Source organism: Streptomyces sp. 13-12-16 (assembly GCF_002114215.1).
In the GTDB taxonomy this organism is placed as follows: Bacteria; Actinomycetota; Actinomycetes; order Streptomycetales; family Streptomycetaceae; genus Streptomyces.
Genome location: NZ_NCTE01000009.1, coordinates 1 through 25,140, shown reverse-complemented (window position 1 = coordinate 25,140; position 25,140 = coordinate 1). Strand labels below are relative to the sequence as shown.

The window sequence follows — 25,140 nt, the reverse complement described above, 5'->3', positions numbered from 1 at the left end:
GGAGGCGGGACCCAAGACGACGGCCACACCCGATGCCGCTGCCACGCGTGGGCGGGCGGCCGACGAAGCGGCGACCGTGCCGACGCCGGTGGTGACGCCGACGAACGCGTCGGGCGGGCCGGTCGACGAGACCGCCGTGCTGCCCCGGGTGCCGGAGGAGGACGCCGGGCAGCGGTCCGGCGGCCGGTCCGGGGTGTCCGACGCCGAGGTGACGACCGAGCTGCCGAAGCCGCCGGTTCCGCCGGGCGCGGCGGACGAGACGGCGGTGCTGCCTCCGGTGCGGGAGGACGGGAGGGAGTCCGAGGACCGGGTGCCGCCGGGCTACTTCCGGGACGAGCGTCCGGCGAGCGGCCCCGAGGGAGCCGACGGTCCCGACGACCGCACGCGCGAGCTGCCCCGGATCGACCCCGAGGAGCCCCGTCGGCACCGGCAGCGCTCGGACTGGGCCGAGGAGACTCCGCTGGACGACCTGCCGACGCTGGCCGACGAACTGCTGGGCCCCCGCGACGACGAGGACGGCGACGAGGACGGCCGCCGGGGGCGTCGGCGCTGACCGCCGGGTCCGCGGGTGCGGGCGTTGTCAGTGCCCACCCGCACAATGGATCCGGTAAGGCAGACGTGACGGAAGGACGGGCTGACCCATGACCGTGTGGGACGACCTCGTCGGGCAGGAGCGGGTGAGCGAGCGGCTCGACGGCGCCGCCCGCGACGCCGACGCGCTCGTCACCGCCGCGGCGGCCGACGCACCCCCGCCGGAGGCGTCGAGGATGACGCACGCCTGGCTGTTCACGGGTCCGCCCGGCGCGGGAGTGACACAGACGGCGCGGGCTTTCGCCGCGGCGCTGCAGTGCGTGAGCCCCGACCGGGCACTGGGCGGCGCGCCCGGCTGCGGCTTCTGCGACGGATGCCACACGGCGCTCATCGGCACCCACGCGGACGTCAGCACGGTGGTCGCCATGGGTGCGGAGATCCTCTACAAGCACATGAAGGAGACCGTCCGCAAGTCGTTCACCTCACCCGCGAACGGCCGCTGGCAGGTCATCCTCGTCGAGGAGGCCGAGCGGCTGAACGAGAAGTCCGGCAACGCCGTCCTCAAGGCCGTCGAGGAGCCCGCCCCCCGCACTGTCTGGCTGCTGTGCGCCCCCTCGATCGAGGACGTCCTGCCGACGATCCGCTCCCGCTGCCGTCACCTCAACCTGAGCACGCCGTCGGTGGCCGCCGTCGCCGACATGCTCGTCCGGCGCGAGGGCGTCGAGCCGGACGTCGCCGCCGCCGTGGCCCGTGTCACCCAGGGCGACGTCGACCGTGCCCGACGCCTGGCCACCGATCCGGCCGCCCGCGCACGCCGGGCCTCCGTGCTGAAGCTGCCGCTGCGGGTCGAGGACATCGGTGGCGCGCTCAAGGCGGCCCAGGAGCTGGTCGACGTGGCGGCCGAGGACGCCAAGCAGCTCGCCGAGGAGATGGAGGCCAAGGAGACCGAGGAACTGAAGGCGGCGTTGGGCGCGCCCCAGGGCGGCCGGCTGCCGCGCGGCACGGCAGGCGTGATCAAGGAACTCGAAGAAGATCAGAAACGCCGCAGACGGCGCACGCAGCGCAACACCCTCGACATCGCGCTGAGCGACCTGACCGGCTTCTACCGCGACGTCCTCGCCCTCCAGCTCGGCTCCCGCGTCGCCATCGCCAACGGTGACGCCGAGGACGTACTGGAGCGCATGGCCCGCAGCAGCTCCCCGGAGTCCACGCTCCGCCGCATCGAGGCGATCGCGGCGTGCGGCAAGGCCCTGGACCGCAACGTGGCCCCGCTGCTCGCGGTGGAGGCGATGACGATGGCCCTCAGAACGGGCTGACCGGGGGCATCCGCCCAGTGGCTCGACGCGGTAACTCGTACGAGGCACGGCGTGCGCACTGAGCACCCATCCCGTTGCGCACAGTTACGCTCACGGTATGCACACAAGGCGCACCCACCGCGGGACCCGTACCGGAACCGGAGTCGCTCTGCTCGCCGTCGCCGCGCTGCTGGTCTCGGGCTGCTCCTCCGGGAACAGCCCGAGCACGGCCAGTGCGGCGGCGGAGGAGGCGGCCCTCGCCCCCCTGCCCCGCTCCACACCCGCCGCCCTCACGCCGTACTACGGGCAGAAACCGGCCTGGCGCGACTGCGGAGTCCCCGGTTTCCAGTGCGCCACGCTGAAGGTCCCGCTCGACTACGCCGAACCGGCGGCCGGTGACGTGCGCCTCGCCCTCACCCGCAAGAAGGCCACCGGCCCGGGAAAGCGGCTGGGCTCACTGCTGGTGAACCCGGGTGGCCCGGGCGGCTCGGCGACCGGATACGTCCAGGCGTACGCCGGGATCGGCTACCCGGCCGACGTGCGCGCCCGCTACGACATGGTGGCCGTCGACCCGCGGGGCGTCGCCCGCAGCGAACCCGTCGAGTGCCTGGACGGGTCCGGGATGGACGCGTTCACCCGGACGGACATCACCCCGGACGACGCGAAGGAGACCGGCGCGCTGGTCGCGTCGTACAAGAAGTTCGCCGAGGGCTGCGGGGCGGACGCACCGAAGCTGCTGCGCCATGTGTCCACCGTCGAGGCGGCCCGGGACATGGACATCGTCCGGGCCGCGCTGGGCGACGAGAAGCTGAACTACGTCGGTGCCTCGTACGGCACCTTCCTCGGCGCGACCTACGCCGGCCTGTTCCCGGACCGGGCGGGCCGGCTCGTCCTGGACGGCGCGATGGACCCCTCGCTGCCCGCGCGCCGGCTCAACCTGGAACAGACGGAGGGCTTCGACACGGCGTTCACCGCCTTCGCCAAGGACTGCGTGCGGCAGAGCGACTGCCCGCTCGGCGGCCGGGGCACCGCTCCCGAGCAGGCCGGCAAGAACCTCAAGGCGTTCTTCGGGAAGCTCGACGCCCGTCCGATCCCCACCGGTGACGCCGACGGCCGCAGGCTCACCGAGTCGCTCGCGACGATCGGCGTGATCGCCGCGATGTACGACGAGGGCGCCTGGCAGCAGCTGCGCGAAGCGCTGACGGCCGCGATGGAGGAGAACGACGGCGCCGGACTCCTCCTCCTCTCCGACAGCTACTACGAGCGTGACGCGAACGGCGACTACAGCAACCTGATGTTCGCCAACGCGGCCGTGAACTGCCTCGACCTCCCGCCCGCCTTCGACTCCCCGGACGAGGTGCGCAAGGCGCTCCCCGCCTTCGGGAAGGCGTCCCCGGTGTTCGGCGAGGGCCTCGCCTGGGCCTCCCTGAACTGCGCGTACTGGCCGGTGCGGGCCACGGGCGAGGCGCGGCGCATCGAGGCGAAGGGCGCGGCTCCGATCGTCGTCGTCGGCACCACCCGTGACCCGGCCACCCCGTACCGCTGGGCCGAGGCCCTGGCCGGCCAGCTCTCCTCGGCCCGCCTCCTCACCTACGAGGGCGACGGCCACACCGCTTACGGCCGGGGCAGCGCCTGCATCGACTCCGCGATCAACGCCTACCTGCTCGACGGCACCCCGCCGAAGGACGGAAAGCGCTGCTCATAGCCGGTACGACCATCCCCGGAGGCGTACGCTCCGGCCCGCCTCCGGGGCCGGTACGAAGCACCCTCGGAAACTGTGTAGACTTACCGACGTTGCTGATCGCACCATGGTGCGCAGCGCGCCGCCTTAGCTCAGATGGCCAGAGCAACGCACTCGTAATGCGTAGGTCTCGGGTTCGAATCCCGAAGGCGGCTCCATCACGAACCGCAGGTCATGTTTATGACCTGCGGTTTTTTGTTTCTTGCTGCCGGTGTCGCGGCCCGGGGCCCGACCCGTGAGTGCGGAGTGCTCGCCGTCCTGTGTCGTCCTACGTTCACCCGACCGAGGTTCGGACGCAACCAGGCGTGATCCAGAGTGGGTTGCGTGAGTTTCGAGCCCTTGGAACATGCCTGTGGTCGACGGGCCGGGCGGGTCGCGGTGAGTGAGGAACAGCGTTCATGCCACGTCAGCAGGAACCTCCGGCCGGTGAGGCGACGCCGGCCGTGGTCGTCCGCCGTGCGGTTTCCGTGCCCGTGCCGGGCAATGACCCCGGCGCGGATCTGAGACCGCGCAGCCCTGAGCCCGTTCCTGCCTCCGGCTCGGCGGCGGAGTCGGCTGCCGAGCCGGCCGCCGCCGGAGAGGGACGGCAGCAGGAGCAGGAGCAGCAGCGGCGGGCGGCGGAGCCCGACGGAGCGGAAGCCGAGGCCGCGGCCGGTGTGGTCGCGGCCGGGAGCGGTGACGGCGCGAAAGCGGACGGGAACGCGGACGCGGATGCGGACGAGACGGTGCCGGGGCGGCTGGGTGGGCCCGTGGTGGCCGCGGCCGCCATCGTGGGGGCGGTGCTGATCTGCGTACCCCTCCTGGTACTCGGCCTCGCCCGTGAAGAGGACCGTACGGTCGAGACGGCTCCCGTCGGCGGAACGACGCTCGACCCCGGTACGTCCGACGACATCCCGGCCGCCGACTACCGGGCCGCGTCCCCGTCACCCCCGGCGTCGCCGAGCGGAGCCGCGTCCGCGTCCGGCTCCCCGGCCGAGAGCGGGACCGGGGCCGGGCCCGAGCCGTCGCCGTCCCGTCCGGCCGGGGTGAAGGCCGCGCCCTCGTCCGGCACCGGGAAGTCCGGCACCGGGAAGAAGACCGACGGCAAGGCCCAGTAACCGAAGGCGGAGAAGTCCCCCGCGATCACCGCCCGGCAACTGGCCAACGCCCTCTCCACCCGCGTCAACGCGCAACTGAAGAACGTCGCGACCGGCAAGTGCGCAGACCTGCCCGCCTTCGAGGAGGGGTCGGTCGACGGCCCGGTGAGCCAGTACAACTGCCGGCCCACCACCAAGGACAACCAGCTCTGGGACCTGGAGGTGGCCGACCCGGACGGCGGGCCCGGCGGAGCGAGCCTGTTCGTCATCAGGAACCGCAAGGACGGGCTGTGCATGGACCTGCCCCGCTACGGCAGTGTCGCGGCCGGGACCAAGGTCACCGAGTACCACTGCAGGCCGGCCGCGGACAACCAGCTCTGGTGGCTGGACCCGCGGTCGGGGGGTCACTGGATCCGCAACGCCGCGAGCGACCTGTGCATGAGCGTGGTCGGCGGCAGTTCCGCCGGGAACGACGCCAGGCTCCAGGTGGCGCGGTGCGGCTCGGGGACGGGCGAGCAGCGCTGGTCCGTCGTCTCCGTGGTCAAGCCCTCCTGAACGACGTCACCGCCCGGCCTGTCGCAGGGGCCACGGCATGAACGGCTAGCATCGCGAACGCAGTCGTCGGCCGGGATGGTGAGGTGAGGACGTGGAGACGCCGAGGATCGCCGTCGCCGTGGTGACCATGGGGAACCGGCCCGCCGAGGTGGACGCGTTGCTGGAGTCCGTGGCGAAGCAGGACCTCCCGCCCGCGCGGATCGTCATCGTGGGCAACGGCTGCCCGCTGCCCGAGTTCGCCCGGCGGCTGTCGCTCCCCGGCGAGGTCACCGTCGTGGAGCTGGAGGAGAACCTCGGCTGTCCCGGCGGGCGGAACGCGGCGATCGCGCGGTTGCGGGAGTTCGGGGACGTGGACGTCGTCGTCGAGCTGGACGACGACGGGCTGCTCGTGGACGCCGATGTGCTGCGGCGTGTGGGGGAGTTGTACGCCGCCGACGAGCGGCTCGGGATCGTCGGCTTCCGGATCGCCGACGAGCTGGGGGAGACCCAGCAGCGGCATGTGCCACGGGTCGGGAAGTCGGATCCGATGCGCGGCGGGTACGTCACCGGGTTCCTCGGCGGCGGGCACGCGCTGCGGATGGCGATGCTGGACGGGATCGGCGACTGGCCCGCCGCGTTCTTCTTCGCGCACGAGGAGACCGACCTCGCCTGGCGGGCCGTCGACGCCGGGTGGCGGATCCTCTACGCGCCCGAACTGCTGCTCCAGCACCCGAAGACCTCCCCCGCCCGGCACGCCATCTACTACCGGGTGAACGCCCGCAACCGGGTGTGGCTGGCCCGGCGGCGGCTCCCGCTCGTGCTCGTCCCCGTCCACCTCGGGGTGTGGATGCTGCTCACCCTGGCGCGGAACCGGTCGGCCAGTGGGCTGCGGGCCTGGTTCGGCGGGTTCGTGGAAGGGCTGCGGGAGCCGGCCGGGGAACGGCGGGCCATGAGCTGGCGGACGGTGTGGCGGCTCACCCGGCTCGGACGGCCACCGGTCATCTGAACCGACGGGCGGTACGGCGAGAAGGCCGGCCGGCGATCCGGTCATTTGGCGTCCGCGTAGCACTCCACCACCGCCGTCGTGAACGGGAACCGCACCGGTGTCTCCCCGAAGGTCAGCCGGCCGGCCAGGCCCGCGGCCTCCCGGATCGCCGCCACCACCGTCTCCGCCTCCTCCTCGGGACAGTGCACGATCACCTCGTCGTGCTGGAAGAAGACCAGCTCGGCCGCCATGCCGCTCAGGGCCCGCCGCAGCGCGGCGAGCAGCAGCAGGGCCCAGTCGGCGGCGCTGCCCTGGACGACGAAGTTGCGGGCGAAGCGGCCACGGGCACGGGCGTTGGTCGAGGCGTAGCCCGGAACCCACTGGCGGGCGTCGGAGTCCTGTTCCTCCTCCGCGACCGGGATGCCCGCCTCCTCCGCCGCGTCGTCCGTCGTACGGGCGGCCGGCGGACAGGTGCGGCCCAGCCAGGTCCGTACGAGCCGGCCCTCCTCGCCCGCGCGTGCGGCCTCGTCGACGTAGGCCACCGCCCTGGGGAAGCGGCGGCGGAGCGCGGCGAGGTTCTTCAGGCCGTCGCCGGAGGTCTGGCCGTAGACCGCGCCGAGGACGGCGAGCTTGGCCTGGGCGCGGTCGCCGGAGAAGGCGCGGTCGGACACCGACTGGTACAGGTCGCTCTCCCGTCCGGCCACTTCCATCAGTCCGGGGTCGCGGGAGATCGCCGCCAGTACGCGCGGCTCCATCTGGTCGGCGTCGGCGACGACGAGCCGCCAGCCGGGGTCGGCGACGGCCGCGCGGCGGATCACCTTGGGGATCTGCAGGGCGCCCCCGCCGTTGGTGACCCAGCGGCCGGTCACCGTCCCGCCCGCGAGGAACTCGGGCCGGAAGCGGCCGTCGCGCACCCAGTCCTGGAGCCAGGACCAGCCGTGGGCGACCCAGATCCGGTACAGCTTCTTGTACTCGAGCAGGGGTTTGACGGCCGGGTGGTCGACGGACTCGATCTCCCAGCGGCGGGTCGAGGCGATCTTCACGCCGGCCTGCGCGAAGGCCTTCACCACATCGGCGGGCAGGTCGGGCCGGACCCGGCGGCCGAAGGCGGCGGACACCTCGTCGGCCAGCTCGGCGAGCCTGCGTGGCTCGCCGCCGCCCGCGTACCGCTCGCCGAGCAGGTCGTGCAGCACCGCGCGGTGCACGTCCGCCCGCCAGGGCAGTCCCGCGCGGTTCATCTCGGCGGCCACCAGCGTCCCCGCCGACTCGGCGGCCGTCAGCAGCCGCATCCGGTCCGGGTGCGCGGTCGTACCGGTCCGCCGCTGCTGCTCGGCGTAGACCGCGAGGAGGTCCGTCAGCGGCAGCCGGACGCCCTGGGGCTCGAAGAGGGAGGACTGGGCGCCCGGTTCGGCATGGCGCTGCGGCGGGTCGGGCGGTACGGGACCGCCGCGCAGCCGGGCCAGTGCCGCCGCGGCCGAACGGGGTTGCCCGTACCGCCCCTCGTGGCCGAGCAGGAGGGTCTCGGCGGCCTCGATGTCGTAGGCCCGCTCCACTCGCACCCCCGTGGCGAGCAGGCGCGGGTAGACCTCGGCGGTGGACCGCCACACCCACCGCGTGACACCGGGACGGCTCCGTACGGCCTCGGCGGGGTCCGCCTCCCGCAGCACCGGACCGGCGGGCAGCCCGTCCGGGCCGAGGGGGGCGACGTCCACGCCACCGTCCTCGGCCGGAGCGAGTGCCCACCGGTCGGCCATGCCGCGAGTGTGGCAGGGGGGACTGACAACGCCCCCGGTCAGCCTTCCTGACCGGGCTCGTCCTCCGTCCGGGTCTCGACGTACTGCGCCAGCATGTCGGCGACGTACCGCTCGGTGGCGGCCTTGGTGACGCCGAGGCCGCTGAGGAGGCCCTCGCCGTTCTCGTGCTCCAGCAGGGCGAGCAGGATGTGCTCGGTGCCGATGTAGTTGTGGCCGAGGCGGAGGGCCTCGCGGAAGGTGAGTTCCAGGACCTTCTTGGCCGCCGGGCCGTACGGCACCAGCTCGGGGGCGTCCTCGACGGCCGGCGGGAGCGCCGCGCGGGCGGCCTCGCGGACCGCGGCCACGGTGACGCCCTGCTCGGTGATCGCCTTGACCGCCAGGCCCTGCGGCTCGGCGAGCAGACCGAGGACCAGGTGCTCGGGCAGGCCCTCCGCGTTGTGCGCGGCCTGGGCCTCGTTGTGCGCGGCCATGACCGTGTTGCGGGCGCGGGGGGTGTAGCGGTCGAAGCCCTGGCTGGGGTCGAGGTCGTTGCCCTCCTTCGGTACGAAGCGCTTCTGGGCCGCCTGCCGGGTGACGCCCATGCTCTTGCCGATGTCCGTCCAGGAGGCGCCCGAACGCCGGGCCTGGTCCACGAAGTGGCCGATCAGGTGGTCGGCCACGTCGCCGAGGTGCTCACCGGCGAGCACCGCGTCCTGGAGCTGTTCCAGGGGCTCCTCGTGGACCTTCTTGATGGCCGCGATGAGGTCGTCGAGACGCACGGATGACTTGATGGCGGGATTCGTCGTCATGCGTCAACCGTAGGTTGACAGTCAGGGGGCGTCAACCCGAAGTTGACACTTCCGGGTGAATCCCCGGGACATGGCACGATCGGCCCGTGAGTACGTCCAGCACCGTCGACCGGGCCTTCCGGGCCGCCCTCTACGACACCGGCGACACCGCCCTCGACACCGGCGCGTCCCTGCTCGCCGCCGATCCGGCGGCCGACACCGAACTCGCCCGGCGGGGCGAGGAGTTCGTGGCGACCGCCTGGCGGCGCGGCTGGCAGCCCGCCGACGTCGTACGGATCGTCCGGCGCGAGCTGGACGACGTCCACGTGCGGCTCGTCTCCGCGCTGATCCGCGCGCAGGCACCGCGCGACGACCGGCCGCGCGGGCCCCGCTGGAAGGCCCAGCTGGACGGACTCGGAGCGGACGACGCCCCGCGCGGCGACCGTTTCTCGTACGCCGTGGCCGTCCTGGAGCTGTACCGCCTGCTGCTGCGCCTGCCCGCCCTCGAACCCCTCGACGAGACGGCCGCCGCCCCCGACCCGTCGGACCGGCGGCCGGAGTCCCGCGTGCTCGGCCGCATCCGCGCGCTGCTGGCCAAGGCGGAGGCGACGGGGTTCCCGGACGAGGCGGAGGCGCTCAGCGCCAAGGCGCAGGAGCTGATGGCGCGGCACAGCGTCGACGAGGCGCTGCTCGCCGCGCGGGAGCCCTCGGCCCAGGTGCCGGGTGCCTGCCGGATCGGGGTGGAGCCGCCGTACGAGCAGGCCAAGGCGGTGCTGCTGGACGCGGTCGCCGGCGCGAACCACTGCCGGGCCGTGTGGAACGAACCGCTCGGCTTCTCCACCGTGGTCGGCTTCGCCTCCGACCTGGAGGCGGTGGAACTCCTCTACACCTCACTGCTCGTGCAGGCCACCACGGCGATGACCAGGGCGGAGGCCGCACAGCGCGCGGGCGGACGCAAGCGGACCAAGACCTTCCGGCAGTCCTTCCTCGCCGCCTACGCGCACCGCGTGGGGACACGTCTCGCGGCCGTCGCCGAGATCCGGGTGAGCGACGATCTGCTCCCGGTGCTCGCCTCCCGCGCGATGGCGGTCACCGAGCGGACGGACCGCCTGTTCCCGGAGACGACGACCACCCGGCTGCGCGGGGTGAGCGACGCGGCGGGCTGGGAGGAGGGCGCCCGCGCGGCGGACGACGCACAGGTCAGGGCGCGCCCGCACCTCCCCTGAGCGCTAGTCCCCCGCCTGCTGGTAGGCGCTCACGGAGATCTTGTGGCCGTCCCGGCCGTCGGACGCGACCGGGCCGTACGTCCAGCGGAAGGTCCGGGTGCCGGAGAGGTCGACCCGCAGGCTCTCCGCGTCGAAGGCGCCGTCGCCGGGCGCGCCCCGTTCGTAGGTGAGGGTGAAGGACGCGGACTCGCCCTTGGCCAGGGTCAGCCGCTGGGCCGTGGCGCCCTCGGTCGGCGGCACCTCGACGGTGGTGGGATCACCGGCACCGGCCAGCCGCACCTCGGGGAAGCCGTCCAGGGTGCAGGTGGCGCTCTGGTTGGTGAAGCCGACGGGGACCTCGCCGGCGTCCCCGGCGGCCGGCGCGATGCTCGCGGGCCCGACCTCCATGCTCACCGTGTCGACCGAGCAGGCGGCGCTCTCCCGCTTGCCGTCGCCGCCCCCGTCGCCGCCTCCGGTGTCGCAGGCGGCCAGCAGGAGGAGCGCGGCGAAGGCGGCGGGGACGGCGAGCGGAGTGGTGCGCATGAGTGATCCTCTGGGGTTCGTGGAGGTGCCCACCGGCCATCATCACGCACCCGCCACCGGCCCGCCCCGCGGACACCCTCTAGGAGCCCAGCCCCTCCGTCGGCAGCCCCGTCGGGAGGGAGTCGCCCTCGGCCCTGGTGTACGTCTCGGTGCCGAGGGCGCCCTCCCAGGTGACCTTCAGGGAGTCCTCGCCGACGGAGTCGACCGTGCCGTTCGCCCGGTCCTCGGTGCCCCCGCCGCACTTCAGTCGGATCGAGTGGGTCCCGGCCCGCTCCCGCGCGGTACCGCTGCACACGGTGCCGCCCGTGACGAAGAGGGCGGCCTCCTCGCCGTTGACCATCAGGACCACGGCCGTGCCGTCGGCCGTGGTGAGCCAGCTTCCTTCCAGTTCGCCCGCCGGTGCCGTGCTCGTACCGGAGCCCCCGGTGCCGCCACCGGAATCAGCGGTCGCCGTGGCGGACGGGGTGGGACCGGTCGCGGAGTCGTCCGAGTCGTCGGAGCCGTCCCCGCCGCACGCGGTCAGCACGAGCGCGCCGGCCAGCCCCACGGCCGCGACCGAGGCCCGTGCGCGCCGGGAGCGGGACCCGCGCGATGACGGCGATGCGGGCGAGTACGTCACCGAAGCCTCCGAAGTCACTGCGAACCCCCTGGCTGTGGCCGGCCCCGTCGGCCGGACGACCGCCGTCAGCTAACAGGACCCGCCCGGCACCCCACCAGCCTCCGTGACACACCTCGCACAGCATGTCCACGACGGACGGGCGGGCCGGCGCGCGGGGAGACGCGGAGAACACACAAGGGAACACGATGGAACAGAAAGGCCCCCGCGTGCGTCTCTTAGGAAGCGGGGTTCGGTAAAGCGTCCGTCAAAGCGGGCACGGCACGATCATCGAGGCTGTAACCGCAGGAGCACCCCGCGTGCACGTGCATCTGCTCATGCATCAGCACATGAACAAAGCTATGATCCCGGTCAGTTGACCACTGCATCAATGGCCACACCAGCCAGTGCACCAGCGGGGAGCGACCTGTGGACCACGACGTGTACGACGGTGCCGACGCGCCCGGCGTGTACAACGGCATGGCGGCCACCGGGCTGGACGGTGTGGCCTGGCAGAAGAGCCGGCACAGCAACTCGCAGGGTTCCTGCGTGGAGTTCGCCCGGCTGCCCGGCGGAGAGGTGGCCGTGCGCAACTCACGCTTCCCCGACGGACCCGCGCTCGTCTACACCCGCGCGGAGATCGAGGCCATGCTGCTGGGCGTGAAGGACGGCGAGTTCGACCACCTGGTCGCCGGCTGACCGGCCCGCCGGGGCGGACGGCGTCCCCCGGGCGCTCCGAAAGGGATCCGGAAGAAGCCGAAGCGGGCCGGAGTGGACCGACGGGCCGGAGTGGACCGACGGGCCGGAGCGGACCGACGGACCGGAGTCGCCCAGGAGGCGCCAACACGCGTAGAACCGCGGCGCCCGGAAGCGCCGCGGTCCGTCAGATGCCGGGACAGGGACGGTCGGCGGGGCGCGGCAGCCGGAACAGCGCCCAGACCACCTTGCCGGCGAGCGCGCCGGTCATCGGGTGCCAGCCCCAGCTGTCGCTGAAGGACTCGACCAGGAACAGTCCCCGGCCCGACTCGGCGGAGAAGTCGTCCGACTCGCGGGTGACGGGACTGTCGTCGCTGGGGTCGCGCACCGCGCACACCAGCCGCTCGGTCCACCGCATCAGATGCAGCCGTACCGGCAGGTCCGGCGCCGTCGGCCGCGGTGTGTCGGCCGGCAGGCCGTGCCGCAGGGCGTTGGTGACCAGCTCTGAGACGACCAGGCACACGTCGTCGAAGCGGTCGCCCAGGTCCCACTGGTCGAGGGTCTTGCGGGTGAACTGCCGGGCCTCACGGACCGCTTCGTAGCGGGCGGGGAGGGCGCAGGAGGAAGCGTCGGACGCGGCCGCGAGGTTCAGCGGCGGAAGGCCCTGCCGTAACGGCTCGAGCATGGTCGATCCATTCGTCCCCATGCGAGGCACTCCCGGGAATTCGCGGTCGTAGCGAGGCTGCGGTGGTGCGGGGACCATGGTTTCGGATGCGTACAGCAGATGCAAGGGCAGATGCACGTGCAGGTGACCGAAATCCTCCCTGCCGTACTGGTTTGTTGGCCAATTTTTCCGTCATCTCCCTGTCTTCTTCCGGCAGTTCCCTTCTCTCCTCGTTGCTCCTTCCTTCTCCTTCCGTGCCCGTTCGGTGTTCCTTCCCGACCGGTATCCTCGGCCGGATTCCGTTTCCGTAACCGGACGAGTACTGCTCGAAGTGTTTTAGTGGCAGACTGCGGGCCCTGAAGACGTTGGGGAGGCTGGCGAACGTGAGCGCGGGAGAGCCGGGATCGGTGGTGCGGCGCATGCTGCTCGGATCACAACTGCGGCGACTGCGTGAGGCGCGGGGGATCACGCGCGAGGCGGCGGGCTATTCGATCCGCGCCTCCGAATCGAAGATCAGCCGGATGGAGTTGGGCCGGGTGAGCTTCAAGACCAGGGATGTCGAGGACCTGCTGACGCTGTACGGCATCACGGACGAGCAGGAGCGCCTGTCGCTGGTCTCCCTCGCCAAGGAGGCCAACGTGGCGGGCTGGTGGCACAGTTACTCGGACGTGCTGCCGAGCTGGTTCCCCACGTACGTGGGGCTGGAGGGTGCCGCCTCGCTGATCCGGGCCTACGAGGTGCAGTTCGTGCACGGTCTGCTGCAGACCGAGGAGTACGCCCGCGCGGTGGTGCGCCGCGGCATGAAGGGGGCGAGCGACGAGGACGTCGAGCGCCGGGTGACGCTGCGCCTGGAGCGGCAGAAGTACCTGGTCTCGGAGAACGCCCCCGAGTTCCACGTCGTCCTCGACGAGGCCGCCCTGCGCCGGCCGTACGGCGACCGCGCGGTGATGCGCGGCCAGCTCCAGCACCTCATCGACGTCTCCGAGCGGCCCAACGTCCGGCTGCAGGTCATGCCGTTCAGCCTCGGCGGGCACTCCGGCGAGTCGGGCGCGTTCACCATCCTCAGCTTCCCCGAGTCCGACCTGTCGGACGTCGTGTACCTGGAGCAGCTCACCAGCGCGCTGTATCTCGACAAGGCCGAGGACGTGGCCCAGTACGAGAAGGCGCTCAAGGAGCTCCAGCACGACGGCCCGGGTCCGGCGGAGAGCCGGGACCTTCTGCGGGGACTGCTGCACATGTCCTGAGGTCACCCTCAACTCACATGAAACACAAGTACGATGACGTCCAATCAGGCCGTGCGGTCGATCGGTGCTCCGCTGGCGCAACGACGCAGCAAGGGATTGAGGGATCACATGTCGTCGTACTTCACCGACCTGGCCCAGCAGTACATCGACGGTGAGTGGCGCCCGGGCACCGGTTCCTGGGACATCATCGACTTCAACCCGTACGACGACGAGAAGCTCGCGTCGATCACGATAGCCACGGTCGACGAGGTCGATCAGGCGTACCGGGCGGCCGCCCGCGCGCAGAAGCAGTGGGCGGCGACCAATCCGTACGCCCGCCGCGCGGTGTTCGAGAAGGCGCTCAGGCTGGTCGAGGAGCGCGAGGAGGAGATCTCCGAGGCGATCGTCGCCGAACTCGGCGGCACCCGCCTGAAGGCCGCCTTCGAGCTGCACCTCGCCAAGGAGTTCCTGCGCGAGGCGGTCCACCTGGCGCTGCGCCCCGAGGGCCGGATCATCCCCTCGCCGGTGGACGGCAAGGAGAACCGCGTCTACCGCGTGCCCGTGGGTGTCGTGGGCGTGATCAGCCCCTTCAACTTCCCCTTCCTGCTCTCCCTCAAGTCGGTCGCCCCCGCGCTCGCGCTCGGCAACGGCGTGGTGCTCAAGCCGCACCAGAACACGCCGGTGGTCGGCGGCTCCCTGGTCGCGAAGATCTTCGAGGACGCGGGCCTGCCCGGCGGTCTGCTCAACGTCGTCATCACCGACATCGCGGAGATCGGCGACGCCTTCCTGGAGCACCCGGTGCCGAAGGTCATCTCCTTCACCGGCTCGGACGCGGTCGGCCGCCACGTGGCCACCGTCTGCGCCTCCCTCTTCAAGCGCTCGGTCCTCGAACTCGGCGGCAACAGCGCGCTGGTGGTCCTCGACGACGCCGACCTCGACTACGCCGTGGACGCGGCCGTCTTCAGCCGGTACGTCCACCAGGGCCAGGTCTGCATGGCCGCCAACCGCGTCCTGGTCGACCGGTCGGTCGCCGACGAGTTCACCGAGAAGTTCGTCGCCAAGGTCGCCTCCCTCAAGGCCGGCGACCCGCGCGACCCGGAGACGGTCATCGGCCCGGTGATCAACTCCCGCCAGGCGGACGCCCTGTCCGGCGTGGTCGAGCAGGCGCTCGCCGAGGGCGCCACCGCCCTGGTGCGCGGCAACCGCACCGACAACCTGGTCGAGCCGTCCGTCCTCACCGGCCTGCCCGCCGACTCGCCCCTGCTGCGGCAGGAGGTCTTCGGACCCGTCGCCTTCCTCGTCCCGTTCGACGGCGAGGAGGAGGCCGTGCGCATCGTCAACGACACCCCGTACGGCCTGAGCGGCGCCGTGCACACCGGTGACATCGAGCGCGGCGTGAACTTCGCCAAGCGGATCGACACCGGCATGTTCCACGTGAACGACGGCACCGTGCACGACGAGCCGATCGTCCCCTTCGGCGGCGAGAAGCACTCGGGCATCGGCCGGCTGAACGGCGACACCATGCTGGACGCCTTCACCACGGTGAAGTGGATCTCGGTGCAGCACGGCCGGAGCGGCTTCCCGTTCTGAGCGGGCCCCGAGCGGACGGGGCAGCCCCCGGGGCCGGTCCCGGGGGCCCTACGCTGGGCACATGTCAGTGATCCGTCTCCTGGTGCTCGGCGCGGTGCGCCAGCACGGGCGGGCCCACGGGTACCAGGTGCGCAACGACCTGGAGTACTGGGGCGCGCACGAGTGGTCCAACGCCAAGCCCGGCTCGATCTACCACGCGCTGAAGCAGATGGCGAAGCAGGGGCTGCTGCACGCGCACGAGATCGCGCCGTCCACGGCCGGCGGCCCGCCGCGCACGGAGTACGAGATCACCGAGCAGGGCACCGAGGAGTTCTTCCGGCTGCTGCGGGAGTCCCTGACCTCCTACGACCAGAAGCCGGACGTGCTCTCGGCCGGGCTCGGCCTCATCGTCGACCTGAAGCGCGAGGAGGCGCTCGCGCTCCTCGAGCAGCGGATGCGTTCCATCGGGGAGTGGCGCAAGGCCGTCACCGAGTACTACACGCCCGAGGACGGTCCCGGTCAGCTCGGCCACATCGGGGAGATCATGGACTTCTGGGTCCACTCGGCCGACTTCGGCGCCGAATGGACCCGGGGGCTCATCGAGCGGATCAGGGGCGGCGCCTACACCTTCGCGGGCGAGGGCGAGCCGTTCGTCGGCGTGCTGGCCGAGGGCGAGGAGAACCCGTACGGGACGGGGGAGCGGCATCCCGGGGACGACCATTAATCAAGTTTGACCAGTGGGTGGCGGGGTATTACGCTCGGGCGGGTAGTCAAATTTGACTAGCGAGGGAGGTCCAGTGGCCGACGCGGCGATCACCGTCGAGGGCGCACGCAAGACGTACGGCGGAAACGGCGGGAAGCACGGCGGACCCGCACTGGACGGGCTCGACCTGACGGTCGCGCGCGGCACGGTGCACGGGGTGCTCGGTCCGAACGGCGCGGGCAAGACCACCCTGGTGAGGATCCTGGCCACCCTGCTGCGGCCCGACGCGGGCCGGATCGAGGTGGCGGGACACGACGTCGTGCGCGAGGCGTACGCCGTACGGCTGCGCATCGGACTGCTCGGCCAGCACGCGGCGCTCGACGAGGAACTCGGCGGCCGGCAGAACCTGGAGCTGTTCGGCCGGCTGCACCACCTGGGCACGCGACGCGCACGCGCGCGTGCCGACGAACTCCTGGAGCGCTTCGAGCTCTCCGGCACCGGACACAAGGCGGTCAAGCAGTACAGCGGCGGCATGCGCCGCCGTCTGGACCTCGCCGCCTCCCTGATCACCGAACCGGAGGTGCTCTTCCTGGACGAACCGACCACGGGCCTCGACCCGCGCGGCCGCGCGGAGGTGTGGGACTCGGTCCGCTCCCTGGTCGGCGGCGGTACGACGGTCCTGCTCACCACCCAGTACCTGGAGGAGGCCGACCAGCTCGCCGACCGCATCTGTCTGGTGGACGCCGGCCGGGTCGTCGCCGACGGCACGGCGGACGAGCTCAAGGCGGCCATCGGCGGCGACCGCATCGACGTCGTCCTGCGCGACGCCGGACAGTTGGGCACGGCCGTCGCCCTGCTCCCCGTACCGAAGGACGCGATCACCGTGGACACCGACCGGCGGCTGCTCAGCGCCCCCGTCACCGACCGCATGGCGGCCCTGGCCGGGGTCGTCCGTGCACTGGAGGAGGCCGGCGTGGAGGCCGAGGACATCGCCCTGCGCAGGCCCACGCTCGACGAGGTGTTCCTGCGGCTGACCGGGCACGACCGGACGAAGGAGGCCGCGTGACCACCACGACGTACGCCCTGACCGACTCCTGGACCATGACCCGCCGCGAACTCGCCCGCTGGGGGCGGCAGCCGGTCACGGTGGTGGTGAACCTGGTCTTCCCGGTGATGCTGCTGCTGATGTTCGGCTACCTGGTCGGCGGCGGCCGGGGCGTGAGCGGCGAGTACCTCGACTTCCTGGTGCCCGGCATGCTCGCGCTCACCATGGCCTTCGGCCTGGAGGGCACGATGGTCGCCGTCACCCAGGACCTCGACAAGGGCGTCATCGACCGCTTCCGCTCCATGCCCATGGCCAACGGCGCGGTCCTGGTGGGCCGTTCCGCCGCGGACATGCTCCAGTCGGCGCTCGGCCTGGCCGTGCTCCTCGCCGTCGCCGCCGCGCTCGGCTGGCGTACTCACGGCGGCCCGGCGGACTTCCTGGGCGCCGTGGGACTGCTGCTGCTGTTCCGGTTCGCCATGCTGTGGATCGGCATCCACCTGGCGCTGGTCGCCGGGAAACCGGAACTGGTGCAGGCCGTGCAGATCCTGGTCTGGCCGGTCGGCTTCCTGTCCAACGCCTTCGCCGCCCCCCGGTCCATGCCCGACTGGCTGGGCACGGTCGTCGAGTGGAACCCCATGTCCCACACCGCCACGGCCGTGCGCGACCTGTTCGGCGGCCCCGGCGGCGAACCGGGGCACGTGTGGGCCGCCGTCGTATGGCCGCTGGCGCTGCTGGCGGTGTTCTTCCCGTTGGCGGTGCGCCGGTTCTCGCGGCTCAGCCGCTAGTGGTGGAAGCCGGTGGCCGCCTCCCTGTCACGGGTGAGGGGACGCGGCTGCCGGCGCAGTTCCGGCAGCAGCCGGGCCAGGTCCTCGGCGAACACGTCCGCGAGGTCCTCCGAGAAGCCGTTGCGGCACACCACGCGGAGCACGGAGAGGTCCTGGCGGTTCGCCGGGAAGGTGTACGCGGGCACCAGCCAGCCGTGTTCCCGCATCCGCCGGGACACGTCGAAGACGTCGTACGCCGTCACGTCGCCGGTGGTCGTGAACGCGAACACCGGGAGCCGGTCCCCCCGCGTGAGCAGCCGGAAGTCGCCGAGCGACTCGATCCGCGCGGAGAGACCCGTGGCCACGTCCCGCGCGGCCTGCTGCACCGCGCGGTAGCCCTCCCTGCCGAGCCGCAGGAACGTGTAGTACTGCGCCACGACCTGCGCGCCCGGCCGGGAGAAGTTCAGCGCGAAGGTCGGCATGTCGCCGCCCAGGTAGTTCACGCGGAAGACCAGCTCCTCGGGCAGTGCGTCCGCGTCCCGCCACAGCGCCCAGCCGACACCCGGGTACACCAGCCCGTACTTGTGCCCCGAGGTGTTGATCGACGCCACGCGCGGGAGACGGAAGTCCCACACCAGGTCCTCGTCGAGGAAGGGCGCGACCATCGCACCGGACGCCCCGTCGACGTGCACCGGGACGTCGAGGCCGGTGCGCTCCTGGAGCTCGTCCAGCGCGGCGCACAGGTCGGCGATCGGCTCGTACGACCCGTCGAAGGTGGAACCCAGTACGCCGACGACCCCGATGGTGTTCTCGTCGCACAGTTCGGCGGCGGCCCGCGGGTCGAGGTGGAACCGCTCGCCCTCCATGGGCACCTGACGGGGCTCCACCTCCCAGAAGGTGCAGAACTTGTCCCAGCAGACCTGCACGTTGACGCCCATGACGAGGTTGGGCCGGGCGCCCCGCGCGGGAGCGCGTCTGCTCCAGCGCCGCTTCAGCGCCATTCCGGCGAGCATGCACGCCTCGCTCGAACCGGTCGTCGAACAGCCCACGGCCGCCGCCGGATCGGGCGCGTGCCACAGGTCGGCGAGCATCGCCACACAGCGCCGCTCCAGCTCGGCGGTGCGCGGGTACTCGTCCTTGTCGATCATGTTCTTGTCCCGGCACTCCGCCATCAGGCGGCCGGCCTCCGGCTCCATCCAGGTGGTGACGAAGGTGGCCAGGTTCAGCCGCGCGTTGCCGTCCAGCATCAGCTCGTCGTGCACGAGCTGGTACGCCGTCGAGGGCGCCATGGGCGTGTCGGGCAGCCGGTGCTTGGGCGGCGCCTCGGTCATGTCCCCGACCGGATTGGCCGGCCCCAGGAAGGGGTTGACGGACACGGGGCGCTCGTCGTGCTGCGGGCCTTTGTGGAGCGGCACGGGGCCTCCTTGGTCTGGGGGTGACGGGGCAGGGAGAGGTGGGGGAGGGTCATCGCACGGCTGTCCCGTCCTCCCGCAGCTGCATCAGCGGACGCCCCGTCACCAGCAGCCAGGCCGGCAGCGACGCGATGCACAGGAGGACGAGGATCCCGGGGGAGACGACCAGGACGGCGGCGACGAACAGGCTCACCCAGCCCTGCCGGGTGACGGCCAGCAGGATCCCCAGCACCCCCGCCGACACGCCCACCGCCGGCTGCACCCCGGGCACCAGGGCGTGCGCGCACAGCCCGAGCGCGGTGCCGACGAACACCGCCGGGAAGATCCGTCCGCCCCGGAAGCCGCAGGACGCGGCGACGAGCAGCGCGGCCAGCTTCACCACCGTCATCGTGGCGAACTCGCCCGCCGACCAGCCGTCGGGGTCGCGTGCCAGGACCGCGATCTCGTCGAGCCCCTTGAACAGGGTCAGGTGCCCGCCCAGCGCCGCCAGGGCGCCCAGCACCACGCCACCGGCCGGAAGCATCAGCATCGGGTGCCGCAGCCGCGCGAAGGCCCCGTGGACGTACGGGAAGGCGTACACGGCGCACATGCCGAGCAGCGCGCCCACCGGGGCCACCACGAGGGACGCCAGCAGATCGCCCCAGCCGGGCCGCCCGAACGGTGGCAGCCGGAGATCGAAGCTCGGCTCCGACACCAGGGAGACGGTGAGCGCGCCGGCCCCGGCGGCGGCCAGCGGCGCGAAGAGGCTGTCCCACAGCCTCCCCTTGACCCGCTGCCCGGCCAGCGCCTCGGAGATGACCAGCGCGGCGGCGACCGGCGTGCCGAACAACGCGCCGATCGTCCCGGCCTCCGCCAGCGCCACCCAGCTCCGTTCCCGGGTCCGCGGGAAGGCCCTGAGGCCCGCCCAGACCGCCAGCGAGACGTTCACGGCGATGATCGGGTTCTCGGGCCCCAGACTGGGCCCGCCGGCCAGCATGAACGCGGTCGCCAGCAGCAGCCCAGGCAGCACCGCGGGCGGCAGCACGGGCGCGTCGAGACCGGTGGTCGCCGGATCGGGGCCCGCGTGGCCCGGTACCTTCCACACGACCAGTCCGACCGCGATCCCGGTGGCGACGAGCACCACGAACATCCACGGCACGGAGTACCCGCCGACGCCGAGGGCGTCCGGCAGGTCCTGCCAGAGCACGTCCTGCAGCTCCTCGGCCGCCGTGCTCACCCCCACCAGGAGCAGGCTCGTCGCCACGCCCACGACCAGCGCGGGGACGACGGTCGGCAGCAGGGCGCGCGCCGGGGCGGCGGCGGGGGGCGTCGGCTGCGAGCTGTCCTGGGCCACGCGCACACGATAAAGGGACGAGTCGGGCAAATCGGTAACCGGCTTGCACCTCACGTGGCGTGAGGACCCAGGCTGGAGCGCGTACCGAGAAGGGAGCGGAAGTGAGCTACTCCGTGGGACAGGTGACCGGATTCGCCGGTGTCACCGTGCGCACCCTGCACCACTACGACGACATCGGCCTGCTCGTCCCGAGCGGACGCAGCCACGCGGGGCACCGGCGCTACAGCGACGCCGACCTCGACCGGCTGCAGCAGATCCTGTTCTACCGCGAGCTCGGCTTCCCGCTCGAGGAGGTCGCCGTCCTGCTCGACGACCCGGACGCGGACCCGCGCGCGCACCTGCGCCGGCAGCACGAACTGCTGACCGCCCGGATCGAGAAGCTGAAGAAGATGGCGGCGGCCGTGGAGCACGCCATGGAGGCACGCAAGATGGGGATCGATCTGACGCCCGAGGAGAGGTTCGAGGTGTTCGGGGACAAGGACCCCGAGCAGTACGCCGCCGAGGCGGAGGAACGCTGGGGCGGCACCGAGGCGTACGCCGAGTCGCAGCGCCGCGCGGCGAGCTACACCAAGGAGGACTGGAAGCGCGTCCAGGCCGAGGTCGACGACTGGCAGGAGCGGTACACCGCCCTGGTGGCCGCCGGAGGGCAGCCGTCCGGCGAGGCGGCCATGGACCTGGCCGAGGAGCACCGCCGGCACGTCGGCAAGTGGTACTTCGAGGTGCCGTACGAGATGCACAGGTGTTTCGCGGAGATGTACGTCTCCGACGAGCGCTTCAAGGCGTACTACGACTCCATGCGGCCCGGTCTCGCCGAGCACCTCAAGGAGGCGATCTTCGCCAACGCCGCGCGGCACACCGCCTGAGCGTCGTGGCCCGGCTCACATCCGGGCCACGACCTGCGGGTTGCCTCCCGCACCACGGCTCACAGCTTCCTCCGGGACGGGGCACAGGGCATCCTGGGTACCCCCGCGGAACCTGGGCCCCGACGACTGCGTTCATAATTTGGGCAGTCAGCCCAGCCCTTACCCCCCAGCTGCAGGAGCCACATCCCCGTGACCACGCTTGCGCTCGGCCCTGAGTGGCTGAGCCCGGACTACCTGATCGAGACCTTCAGCCTGCCCGGCATCCTGCTGATCGTCTTCGCGGAGTCCGGACTCTTCGCGTTCCTGCCCGGTGACTCCCTGCTGTTCACGGCGGGTCTCTTCGTGGCCGAGGGCAACTACATCAGCCAGCCGCTGTGGCTGGTGTGCACGCTGATCGTGCTGGCCGCCGTCATAGGCGACCAGGTCGGTTACATGATCGGCAAGTTCTTCGGGCCCAAGCTGTTCAACCGGCCGAACTCCAAGCTCTTCAAACAGGAGAACCTGGAGAAGGCGCACGAGTTCATGGAGAAGTACGGCCCCAAGGCGATCGTCCTGGCCCGCTTCGTACCGATCGTGCGCACGTTCGCGCCCATCGTGGCCGGCGCCGGCCGCATGAAGTACCGCACGTTCTTCACGTACAACCTCATCGGCGGTGTCGCCTGGGGCTGCGGTGTCACCCTCGCGGGCTACTGGCTCGGGCAGATCGAGTTCATCAAGACCAACGTCGAGCCGATCCTCGTCCTGATCGTCCTCGTCTCCGTGGTGCCGATCATCATCGAGTACCTGCGCGAGCGCGGAAAGAAGAAGCGCGCCGCCGCCGAGACCCCGGCCACCGCCCCGCAGCACCCCCAGCACCCCCAGCACCCGGTCATGGACGACGCCACGACCCAGCTGCGCCGCATCACCCCGCCCGCCCCCCAGCAGCCCCGGCAGCAGCACTACGGCAACCAGGGGTACCCCCAGCAGCCGTACGGTGACCAGGGCTACCCGCAGCAGCACCAGCAGCACCAGCAGCCGTACGGCGACGACCAGTACTACGACCAGAACCAGCAGCAGCCCTACAACCGGGGCTACTGAAGCGCCCCGGAGGGACGCGGGGCCGTGCCGACATGCGGCTCCGCCGCGTGGGCGCGATCAGCCCCATCCGGTCCGCGGCCGCCGACGCACACGGGGCCCCGAGCCGGACGGCGCCGTGACCAAAATGGCGCCGGCGCTAAAACCCTCGCGTCCGCTTCGCCGCCCGGCGCTTCTCCGCGGATCCGATCCGCAGGAAGATCCGCGAGATCTCCGACCCGAGGTTCACCCCGATCGCGATGGCCATGGCCAGTGCCACGGCCTTCGTGAGGGACGTCAGCCCCGATTCGACCTCGTTCTGGGCGATCCCCAGCAGACCGAAGTACGTCGCGGAACCGGGCAGCAGCGGCCCGATCGCCGCCGTGGTGTACGGCAGCGCGGAGGCGAACCGGTACCGGGCCAGCAACTGCCCGAACAGGCCCACGAGGCCCGCCGCGGCGGTCGTGGAGACCACCGGCGAGATGTCCCCCGTGTAGTGCATCGCGCCGTACACCACCCACGCGACCCCGCCGTTCAGGGTCGCCATCAGCACGGTGGACCGTTCCTGCTGGAGCAGCACCGCGAAGGCCAGGGACAGCAGCATCGACGCGGCGATCTGCCACAGCGGGTCGTCGGAGACGCCGAGCGCCGCGTCCGGGTTCAGCCGGGCGCCCAGCTGCACGCCGAAGTACAGCACCGTCAGCACCCCGGCCACGATGCCCACGAAGAAGTACAGGACCTCCAGCAGACGCGCGGACGCCGTGATGTAGAAGCCGGTCAGGCCGTCCTGCACGCCGGCCACCAGCGCCCGCCCGGGCAGCAGCGCGAACAGCCCACCGGTGATCACCGCGGACGCCTTCACGTCCGCGTGCGCCAGAGTCAGCGCCACCCCGATCGCGGCAGGCGGCATCGCGGCCACCGTGAACTGGTAGAACTCCGGCAGCCCGCGCCCCGCGCACAGCCAGGCCAGCCGGTCACCGAGCATCGCGCCGACCGCGGCCGACACGAACACCAGGAAGCCGCCGCCGACGAGCACCGAGGCCGCGCCCGCGAGCAGTCCGCTCGCCATGGTCAGCGCCCAGCCGGGGTACGGGTGCCGGTTGCGGCGGATCTCCGCCAGCCGGCGGTAGGCCTCCTCCAGGGAGACGTGCGTCTCGTCGTCGCTGAGGTCGTCCACCAGCCGGTAGACGGCCGCCAGCCGGGTGTAGTCGGGGCTGCGGCGACGCACCGTGCGCGACGCGGTCACCGGGTCGTCGACCAGGGACGGCTGGTGGGAGATCGACAGCAGGGTGAACGTGACGTTGGGCTCGCAGCGGTCCAGGCCGTAGGAGCGGCACACGGCGAACATCGCCGCCTCCACGTCCTCGGCACCCTCGCCGCCCGCCAGCAGCAGCTCGCCGATGCGCAGGGTCAGGTCGAGCACGCGCGGCACGGCCGGCCCGGTCTCGTCGTGCCGCTGCACCGGCTCCGGAGCCGGCCGCTCGGTCACCGGCATGCGCAGCATGGTGCGCATCCGGTCCTGCCACGGCACGTCCTTGGCCAGGCTGACCAGCGGGATCCCGCTCGCCGGGGTGAACGCGGCCGTCTGCTTCGCGCTGTAGGTGCTCGGCGTGCTGAACGCCGACCCCTCCGTCCCGTCCGGAGGCGGCGGGGTCACGTCCAGACCGTCCGGAACGGCGAACTCGGAGGTCGTCTCGGACTCCGTACCGGCCTTCGGGACGGCCAGCCCGTCCGGGACGGCGAACTCGGACGTCGTCGACGACTCGGCCTCGGCCGGCGCCGCGACAACGGCGGGAGGCGTGAACGCGCTCCTCGCCTCGTCCGACTGCGGCTTGCGGTCCTCCGCGTCCGTCACCTGCTCCGCTCTCCCTTTACGACACCGTCCGTGAGACCGTCCGTAAGCCTGCCCCGTACAGCCTCAGTATGCGCACGCACGGCAAAACGGGCCGCACGCGTGCGTGCGGCCCGTTCCTGCGTCGCGCAGCGGGAGGGCTCAGTGGCCGCCCGTCTCCTTGAAACGCTTGTAGGACCGCTCGATCTCCGCCTCGGCGTCCACCCGGCCGACCCAGTTGGCGCCCTCGACCGACTTGCCCGGCTCCAGGTCCTTGTAGACCTCGAAGAAGTGCTGGATCTCCAGGCGGTCGAACTCGGACACGTGGTGGATGTCCCGCAGGTGCTCCACGCGCGGGTCCGTCGACGGGACGCAGAGCAGCTTGTCGTCGCCGCCGGCCTCGTCCGTCATCCGGAACATGCCGATCGCGCGGCAGCGGATCAGGCAGCCCGGGAACGTCGGCTCGTCCAGGATGACCAGCGCGTCCAGCGGGTCGCCGTCCTCGCCGAGGGTGTTCTCGACGAAGCCGTAGTCGGTCGGGTAGGCGGTCGAGGTGAAGAGCCGACGGTCCAGGCGGATCCGACCCGTCTCGTGGTCCACCTCGTACTTGTTCCGCGAACCCTTCGGGATCTCGATCGTGACGTCGAACTCCACCGGACGCTCCTCCATGATCAGCACATAGTTCTGGTGGTTAAGTGTCCCTCACGCAGGTGTGTGATCGCGAAAGGGGCTGGTGGTCGTGCCAGAGCTGAGGCCTTGGCGGGCCGCGGGACCGCACGTCGTGCGGATCGCGGACGCCGTACGACCACGTCTCGCCCGGGCCGCGGAGACCGTACGACCACGTCTGGCGCGCTTCGCCGCGGCCGTCGGGCCACGGTTCGCGCGGCCGGGCCGGCCGGGATCACCGCGGGTCCCGCGGGTCGCGCGGCCGAAGACCTGGCAGTTCACCACGACCGCC

Annotated in this window: 23 protein-coding genes, 1 tRNA gene and 2 pseudogenes; 17 read left to right on the top strand and 9 right to left on the bottom strand. The window is 72.0% G+C overall.

The window, feature by feature from the left end; all coding sequences use genetic code 11:
• The 7 genes and pseudogenes from B7767_RS00540 to B7767_RS00510 form a co-directional block, all read left to right on the top strand.
• Nucleotides 1-553: pseudogene (locus B7767_RS00540) on the top strand (dTMP kinase); the annotation flags it as partial.
• An 88-nt stretch (nucleotides 554-641) separates the two neighbouring features.
• Complete coding sequence (locus tag B7767_RS00535; RefSeq protein ID WP_085570325.1) at nucleotides 642-1,847, top strand: DNA polymerase III subunit delta'; 1,206 nt, start codon at nucleotides 642-644, stop codon at nucleotides 1,845-1,847.
• Nucleotides 1,848-1,944: 97 nt separating this feature from the next.
• Nucleotides 1,945-3,531 carry an alpha/beta hydrolase gene (locus tag B7767_RS00530; RefSeq protein ID WP_085570324.1) on the top strand — a complete coding sequence of 529 codons (1,587 nt, stop codon included), beginning with the start codon at nucleotides 1,945-1,947 and terminating at the stop codon, nucleotides 3,529-3,531.
• Between the two features lie 117 nt (nucleotides 3,532-3,648).
• Nucleotides 3,649-3,725, top strand: a tRNA-Thr gene (locus B7767_RS00525).
• A 240-nt stretch (nucleotides 3,726-3,965) separates the two neighbouring features.
• Entirely contained in the window at nucleotides 3,966-4,664 is a 699-nt protein-coding gene (locus B7767_RS45660) for a hypothetical protein (RefSeq protein WP_085570323.1), read from the top strand.
• Between the two features lie 24 nt (nucleotides 4,665-4,688).
• The gene (locus B7767_RS00515) at nucleotides 4,689-5,198 is read left to right on the top strand and encodes an RICIN domain-containing protein (RefSeq protein ID WP_085570322.1); all 510 of its coding nucleotides are present in this window, start codon (nucleotides 4,689-4,691) and stop codon (nucleotides 5,196-5,198) included.
• A 91-nt stretch (nucleotides 5,199-5,289) separates the two neighbouring features.
• Nucleotides 5,290-6,183 (top strand): glycosyltransferase family 2 protein, encoded by an 894-nt coding sequence (locus B7767_RS00510; RefSeq protein ID WP_085570321.1) that lies wholly within the window; start codon nucleotides 5,290-5,292, stop codon nucleotides 6,181-6,183.
• Between the two features lie 41 nt (nucleotides 6,184-6,224).
• On the opposite strand, the gene B7767_RS00505 is transcribed toward B7767_RS00510, so the two are convergent.
• Both B7767_RS00505 and B7767_RS00500 read right to left on the bottom strand, forming a co-directional pair.
• A complete protein-coding gene (locus B7767_RS00505) occupies nucleotides 6,225-7,916 on the bottom strand; it encodes a bifunctional 3'-5' exonuclease/DNA polymerase (protein ID WP_085570320.1) in 1,692 nt (563 codons plus the stop codon).
• A 38-nt stretch (nucleotides 7,917-7,954) separates the two neighbouring features.
• Nucleotides 7,955-8,704, bottom strand: coding sequence for a Clp protease N-terminal domain-containing protein (locus B7767_RS00500; protein WP_085570319.1), 750 nt, complete (start codon nucleotides 8,702-8,704; stop codon nucleotides 7,955-7,957).
• An 86-nt stretch (nucleotides 8,705-8,790) separates the two neighbouring features.
• On the opposite strand from B7767_RS00500, the gene B7767_RS00495 reads away from it, so the two are divergent.
• Nucleotides 8,791-9,909: a DUF2786 domain-containing protein gene (locus tag B7767_RS00495; protein ID WP_085570318.1), complete on the top strand. Its 1,119-nt coding sequence runs from the start codon at nucleotides 8,791-8,793 to the stop codon at nucleotides 9,907-9,909.
• A 3-nt stretch (nucleotides 9,910-9,912) separates the two neighbouring features.
• Here B7767_RS00495 and B7767_RS00490 read toward each other — a convergent pair whose 3' ends face one another.
• Nucleotides 9,913-10,431, bottom strand: a complete 519-nt coding sequence (locus B7767_RS00490; RefSeq protein WP_085570317.1) for a DUF4232 domain-containing protein — start codon at nucleotides 10,429-10,431, stop codon at nucleotides 9,913-9,915.
• Nucleotides 10,432-10,510: 79 nt separating this feature from the next.
• Nucleotides 10,511-10,978, bottom strand: coding sequence for a hypothetical protein (locus tag B7767_RS00485; protein WP_256923270.1), 468 nt, complete (start codon nucleotides 10,976-10,978; stop codon nucleotides 10,511-10,513).
• A 477-nt stretch (nucleotides 10,979-11,455) separates the two neighbouring features.
• On the opposite strand from B7767_RS00485, the gene B7767_RS00480 reads away from it, so the two are divergent.
• On the top strand, nucleotides 11,456-11,725 hold the full coding sequence (locus B7767_RS00480) for a DUF397 domain-containing protein (RefSeq protein WP_085570315.1): 270 nt from the start codon (nucleotides 11,456-11,458) through the stop codon (nucleotides 11,723-11,725).
• Between the two features lie 184 nt (nucleotides 11,726-11,909).
• On the opposite strand, the gene B7767_RS00475 is transcribed toward B7767_RS00480, so the two are convergent.
• Nucleotides 11,910-12,407: an ATP-binding protein gene (locus B7767_RS00475; RefSeq protein WP_256923269.1), complete on the bottom strand. Its 498-nt coding sequence runs from the start codon at nucleotides 12,405-12,407 to the stop codon at nucleotides 11,910-11,912.
• Between the two features lie 398 nt (nucleotides 12,408-12,805).
• Between B7767_RS00475 and B7767_RS00470 the strand changes: the two genes are divergently transcribed.
• The 5 genes from B7767_RS00470 to B7767_RS00450 all read left to right on the top strand — a co-directional run bounded on the left by B7767_RS00470 (nucleotide 12,806) and on the right by B7767_RS00450 (nucleotide 17,711).
• The gene (locus B7767_RS00470) at nucleotides 12,806-13,630 is read left to right on the top strand and encodes a helix-turn-helix transcriptional regulator (RefSeq protein ID WP_085570328.1); all 825 of its coding nucleotides are present in this window, start codon (nucleotides 12,806-12,808) and stop codon (nucleotides 13,628-13,630) included.
• Between the two features lie 108 nt (nucleotides 13,631-13,738).
• Nucleotides 13,739-15,199, top strand: a complete 1,461-nt coding sequence (locus tag B7767_RS00465; protein ID WP_085570313.1) for an aldehyde dehydrogenase family protein — start codon at nucleotides 13,739-13,741, stop codon at nucleotides 15,197-15,199.
• Nucleotides 15,200-15,260: 61 nt separating this feature from the next.
• On the top strand, nucleotides 15,261-15,902 hold the full coding sequence (locus tag B7767_RS00460; protein ID WP_085570312.1) for a PadR family transcriptional regulator: 642 nt from the start codon (nucleotides 15,261-15,263) through the stop codon (nucleotides 15,900-15,902).
• Between the two features lie 73 nt (nucleotides 15,903-15,975).
• Nucleotides 15,976-16,947: an ATP-binding cassette domain-containing protein gene (locus tag B7767_RS00455; protein WP_085570311.1), complete on the top strand. Its 972-nt coding sequence runs from the start codon at nucleotides 15,976-15,978 to the stop codon at nucleotides 16,945-16,947.
• 35 nt (nucleotides 16,948-16,982) lie between these two features.
• Nucleotides 16,983-17,711 (top strand): ABC transporter permease, encoded by a 729-nt coding sequence (locus tag B7767_RS00450; protein ID WP_085570327.1) that lies wholly within the window; start codon nucleotides 16,983-16,985, stop codon nucleotides 17,709-17,711.
• Here B7767_RS00450 and B7767_RS00445 read toward each other — a convergent pair.
• Together B7767_RS00445 and B7767_RS00440 are read right to left on the bottom strand one after the other, a co-directional pair.
• Nucleotides 17,708-19,105, bottom strand: coding sequence for a glutamate decarboxylase (locus B7767_RS00445; protein ID WP_085570310.1), 1,398 nt, complete (start codon nucleotides 19,103-19,105; stop codon nucleotides 17,708-17,710). The genes B7767_RS00450 and B7767_RS00445 overlap by 4 nt on opposite strands.
• A 49-nt stretch (nucleotides 19,106-19,154) precedes the next feature.
• Entirely contained in the window at nucleotides 19,155-20,435 is a 1,281-nt protein-coding gene (locus tag B7767_RS00440) for an ion channel protein (protein ID WP_085570326.1), read from the bottom strand.
• A gap of 101 nt (nucleotides 20,436-20,536) precedes the next feature.
• On the opposite strand from B7767_RS00440, the gene B7767_RS00435 reads away from it, so the two are divergent.
• On the top strand, nucleotides 20,537-21,298 hold the full coding sequence (locus B7767_RS00435; RefSeq protein WP_085570309.1) for a MerR family transcriptional regulator: 762 nt from the start codon (nucleotides 20,537-20,539) through the stop codon (nucleotides 21,296-21,298).
• Between the two features lie 189 nt (nucleotides 21,299-21,487).
• Nucleotides 21,488-22,375 (top strand): DedA family protein, encoded by an 888-nt coding sequence (locus B7767_RS00430; protein ID WP_085570308.1) that lies wholly within the window; start codon nucleotides 21,488-21,490, stop codon nucleotides 22,373-22,375.
• Nucleotides 22,376-22,511: 136 nt separating this feature from the next.
• Here the strand turns inward: B7767_RS00430 and B7767_RS00425 are convergent, their stop codons facing one another.
• Together B7767_RS00425 and B7767_RS00420 are read right to left on the bottom strand one after the other, a co-directional pair.
• Entirely contained in the window at nucleotides 22,512-24,206 is a 1,695-nt protein-coding gene (locus B7767_RS00425) for a threonine/serine exporter ThrE family protein (RefSeq protein WP_085570307.1), read from the bottom strand.
• A gap of 138 nt (nucleotides 24,207-24,344) precedes the next feature.
• A complete protein-coding gene (locus B7767_RS00420; protein ID WP_030828087.1) occupies nucleotides 24,345-24,836 on the bottom strand; it encodes an inorganic diphosphatase in 492 nt (163 codons plus the stop codon).
• A 79-nt stretch (nucleotides 24,837-24,915) separates the two neighbouring features.
• On the opposite strand from B7767_RS00420, the pseudogene B7767_RS47205 reads away from it, so the two are divergent.
• Nucleotides 24,916-25,140 (top strand): annotated as a pseudogene (locus tag B7767_RS47205) (D-alanyl-D-alanine carboxypeptidase); the annotation flags it as partial.

Bases quoted from the DNA above. Each gene is read 5' to 3' on its own strand.
- B7767_RS00535 (WP_085570325.1), top strand. From the start codon at position 642: ATGACCGTGTGGGACGACCTCGTCGGGCAGGAGCGGGTGAGCGAGCGG.
- B7767_RS00530 (WP_085570324.1), top strand. From the start codon at position 1,945: ATGCACACAAGGCGCACCCACCGCGGGACCCGTACCGGAACCGGAGTC.
- B7767_RS45660 (WP_085570323.1), top strand. From the start codon at position 3,966: ATGCCACGTCAGCAGGAACCTCCGGCCGGTGAGGCGACGCCGGCCGTG.
- B7767_RS00505 (WP_085570320.1), bottom strand. From the start codon at position 7,916: ATGGCCGACCGGTGGGCACTCGCTCCGGCCGAGGACGGTGGCGTGGAC.
- B7767_RS00500 (WP_085570319.1), bottom strand. From the start codon at position 8,704: ATGACGACGAATCCCGCCATCAAGTCATCCGTGCGTCTCGACGACCTC.
- B7767_RS00490 (WP_085570317.1), bottom strand. From the start codon at position 10,431: ATGCGCACCACTCCGCTCGCCGTCCCCGCCGCCTTCGCCGCGCTCCTC.
- B7767_RS00475 (WP_256923269.1), bottom strand. From the start codon at position 12,407: ATGCTCGAGCCGTTACGGCAGGGCCTTCCGCCGCTGAACCTCGCGGCC.
- B7767_RS00470 (WP_085570328.1), top strand. From the start codon at position 12,806: ATGCTGCTCGGATCACAACTGCGGCGACTGCGTGAGGCGCGGGGGATC.
- B7767_RS00465 (WP_085570313.1), top strand. From the start codon at position 13,739: ATGTCGTCGTACTTCACCGACCTGGCCCAGCAGTACATCGACGGTGAG.
- B7767_RS00460 (WP_085570312.1), top strand. From the start codon at position 15,261: ATGTCAGTGATCCGTCTCCTGGTGCTCGGCGCGGTGCGCCAGCACGGG.
- B7767_RS00450 (WP_085570327.1), top strand. From the start codon at position 16,983: ATGACCCGCCGCGAACTCGCCCGCTGGGGGCGGCAGCCGGTCACGGTG.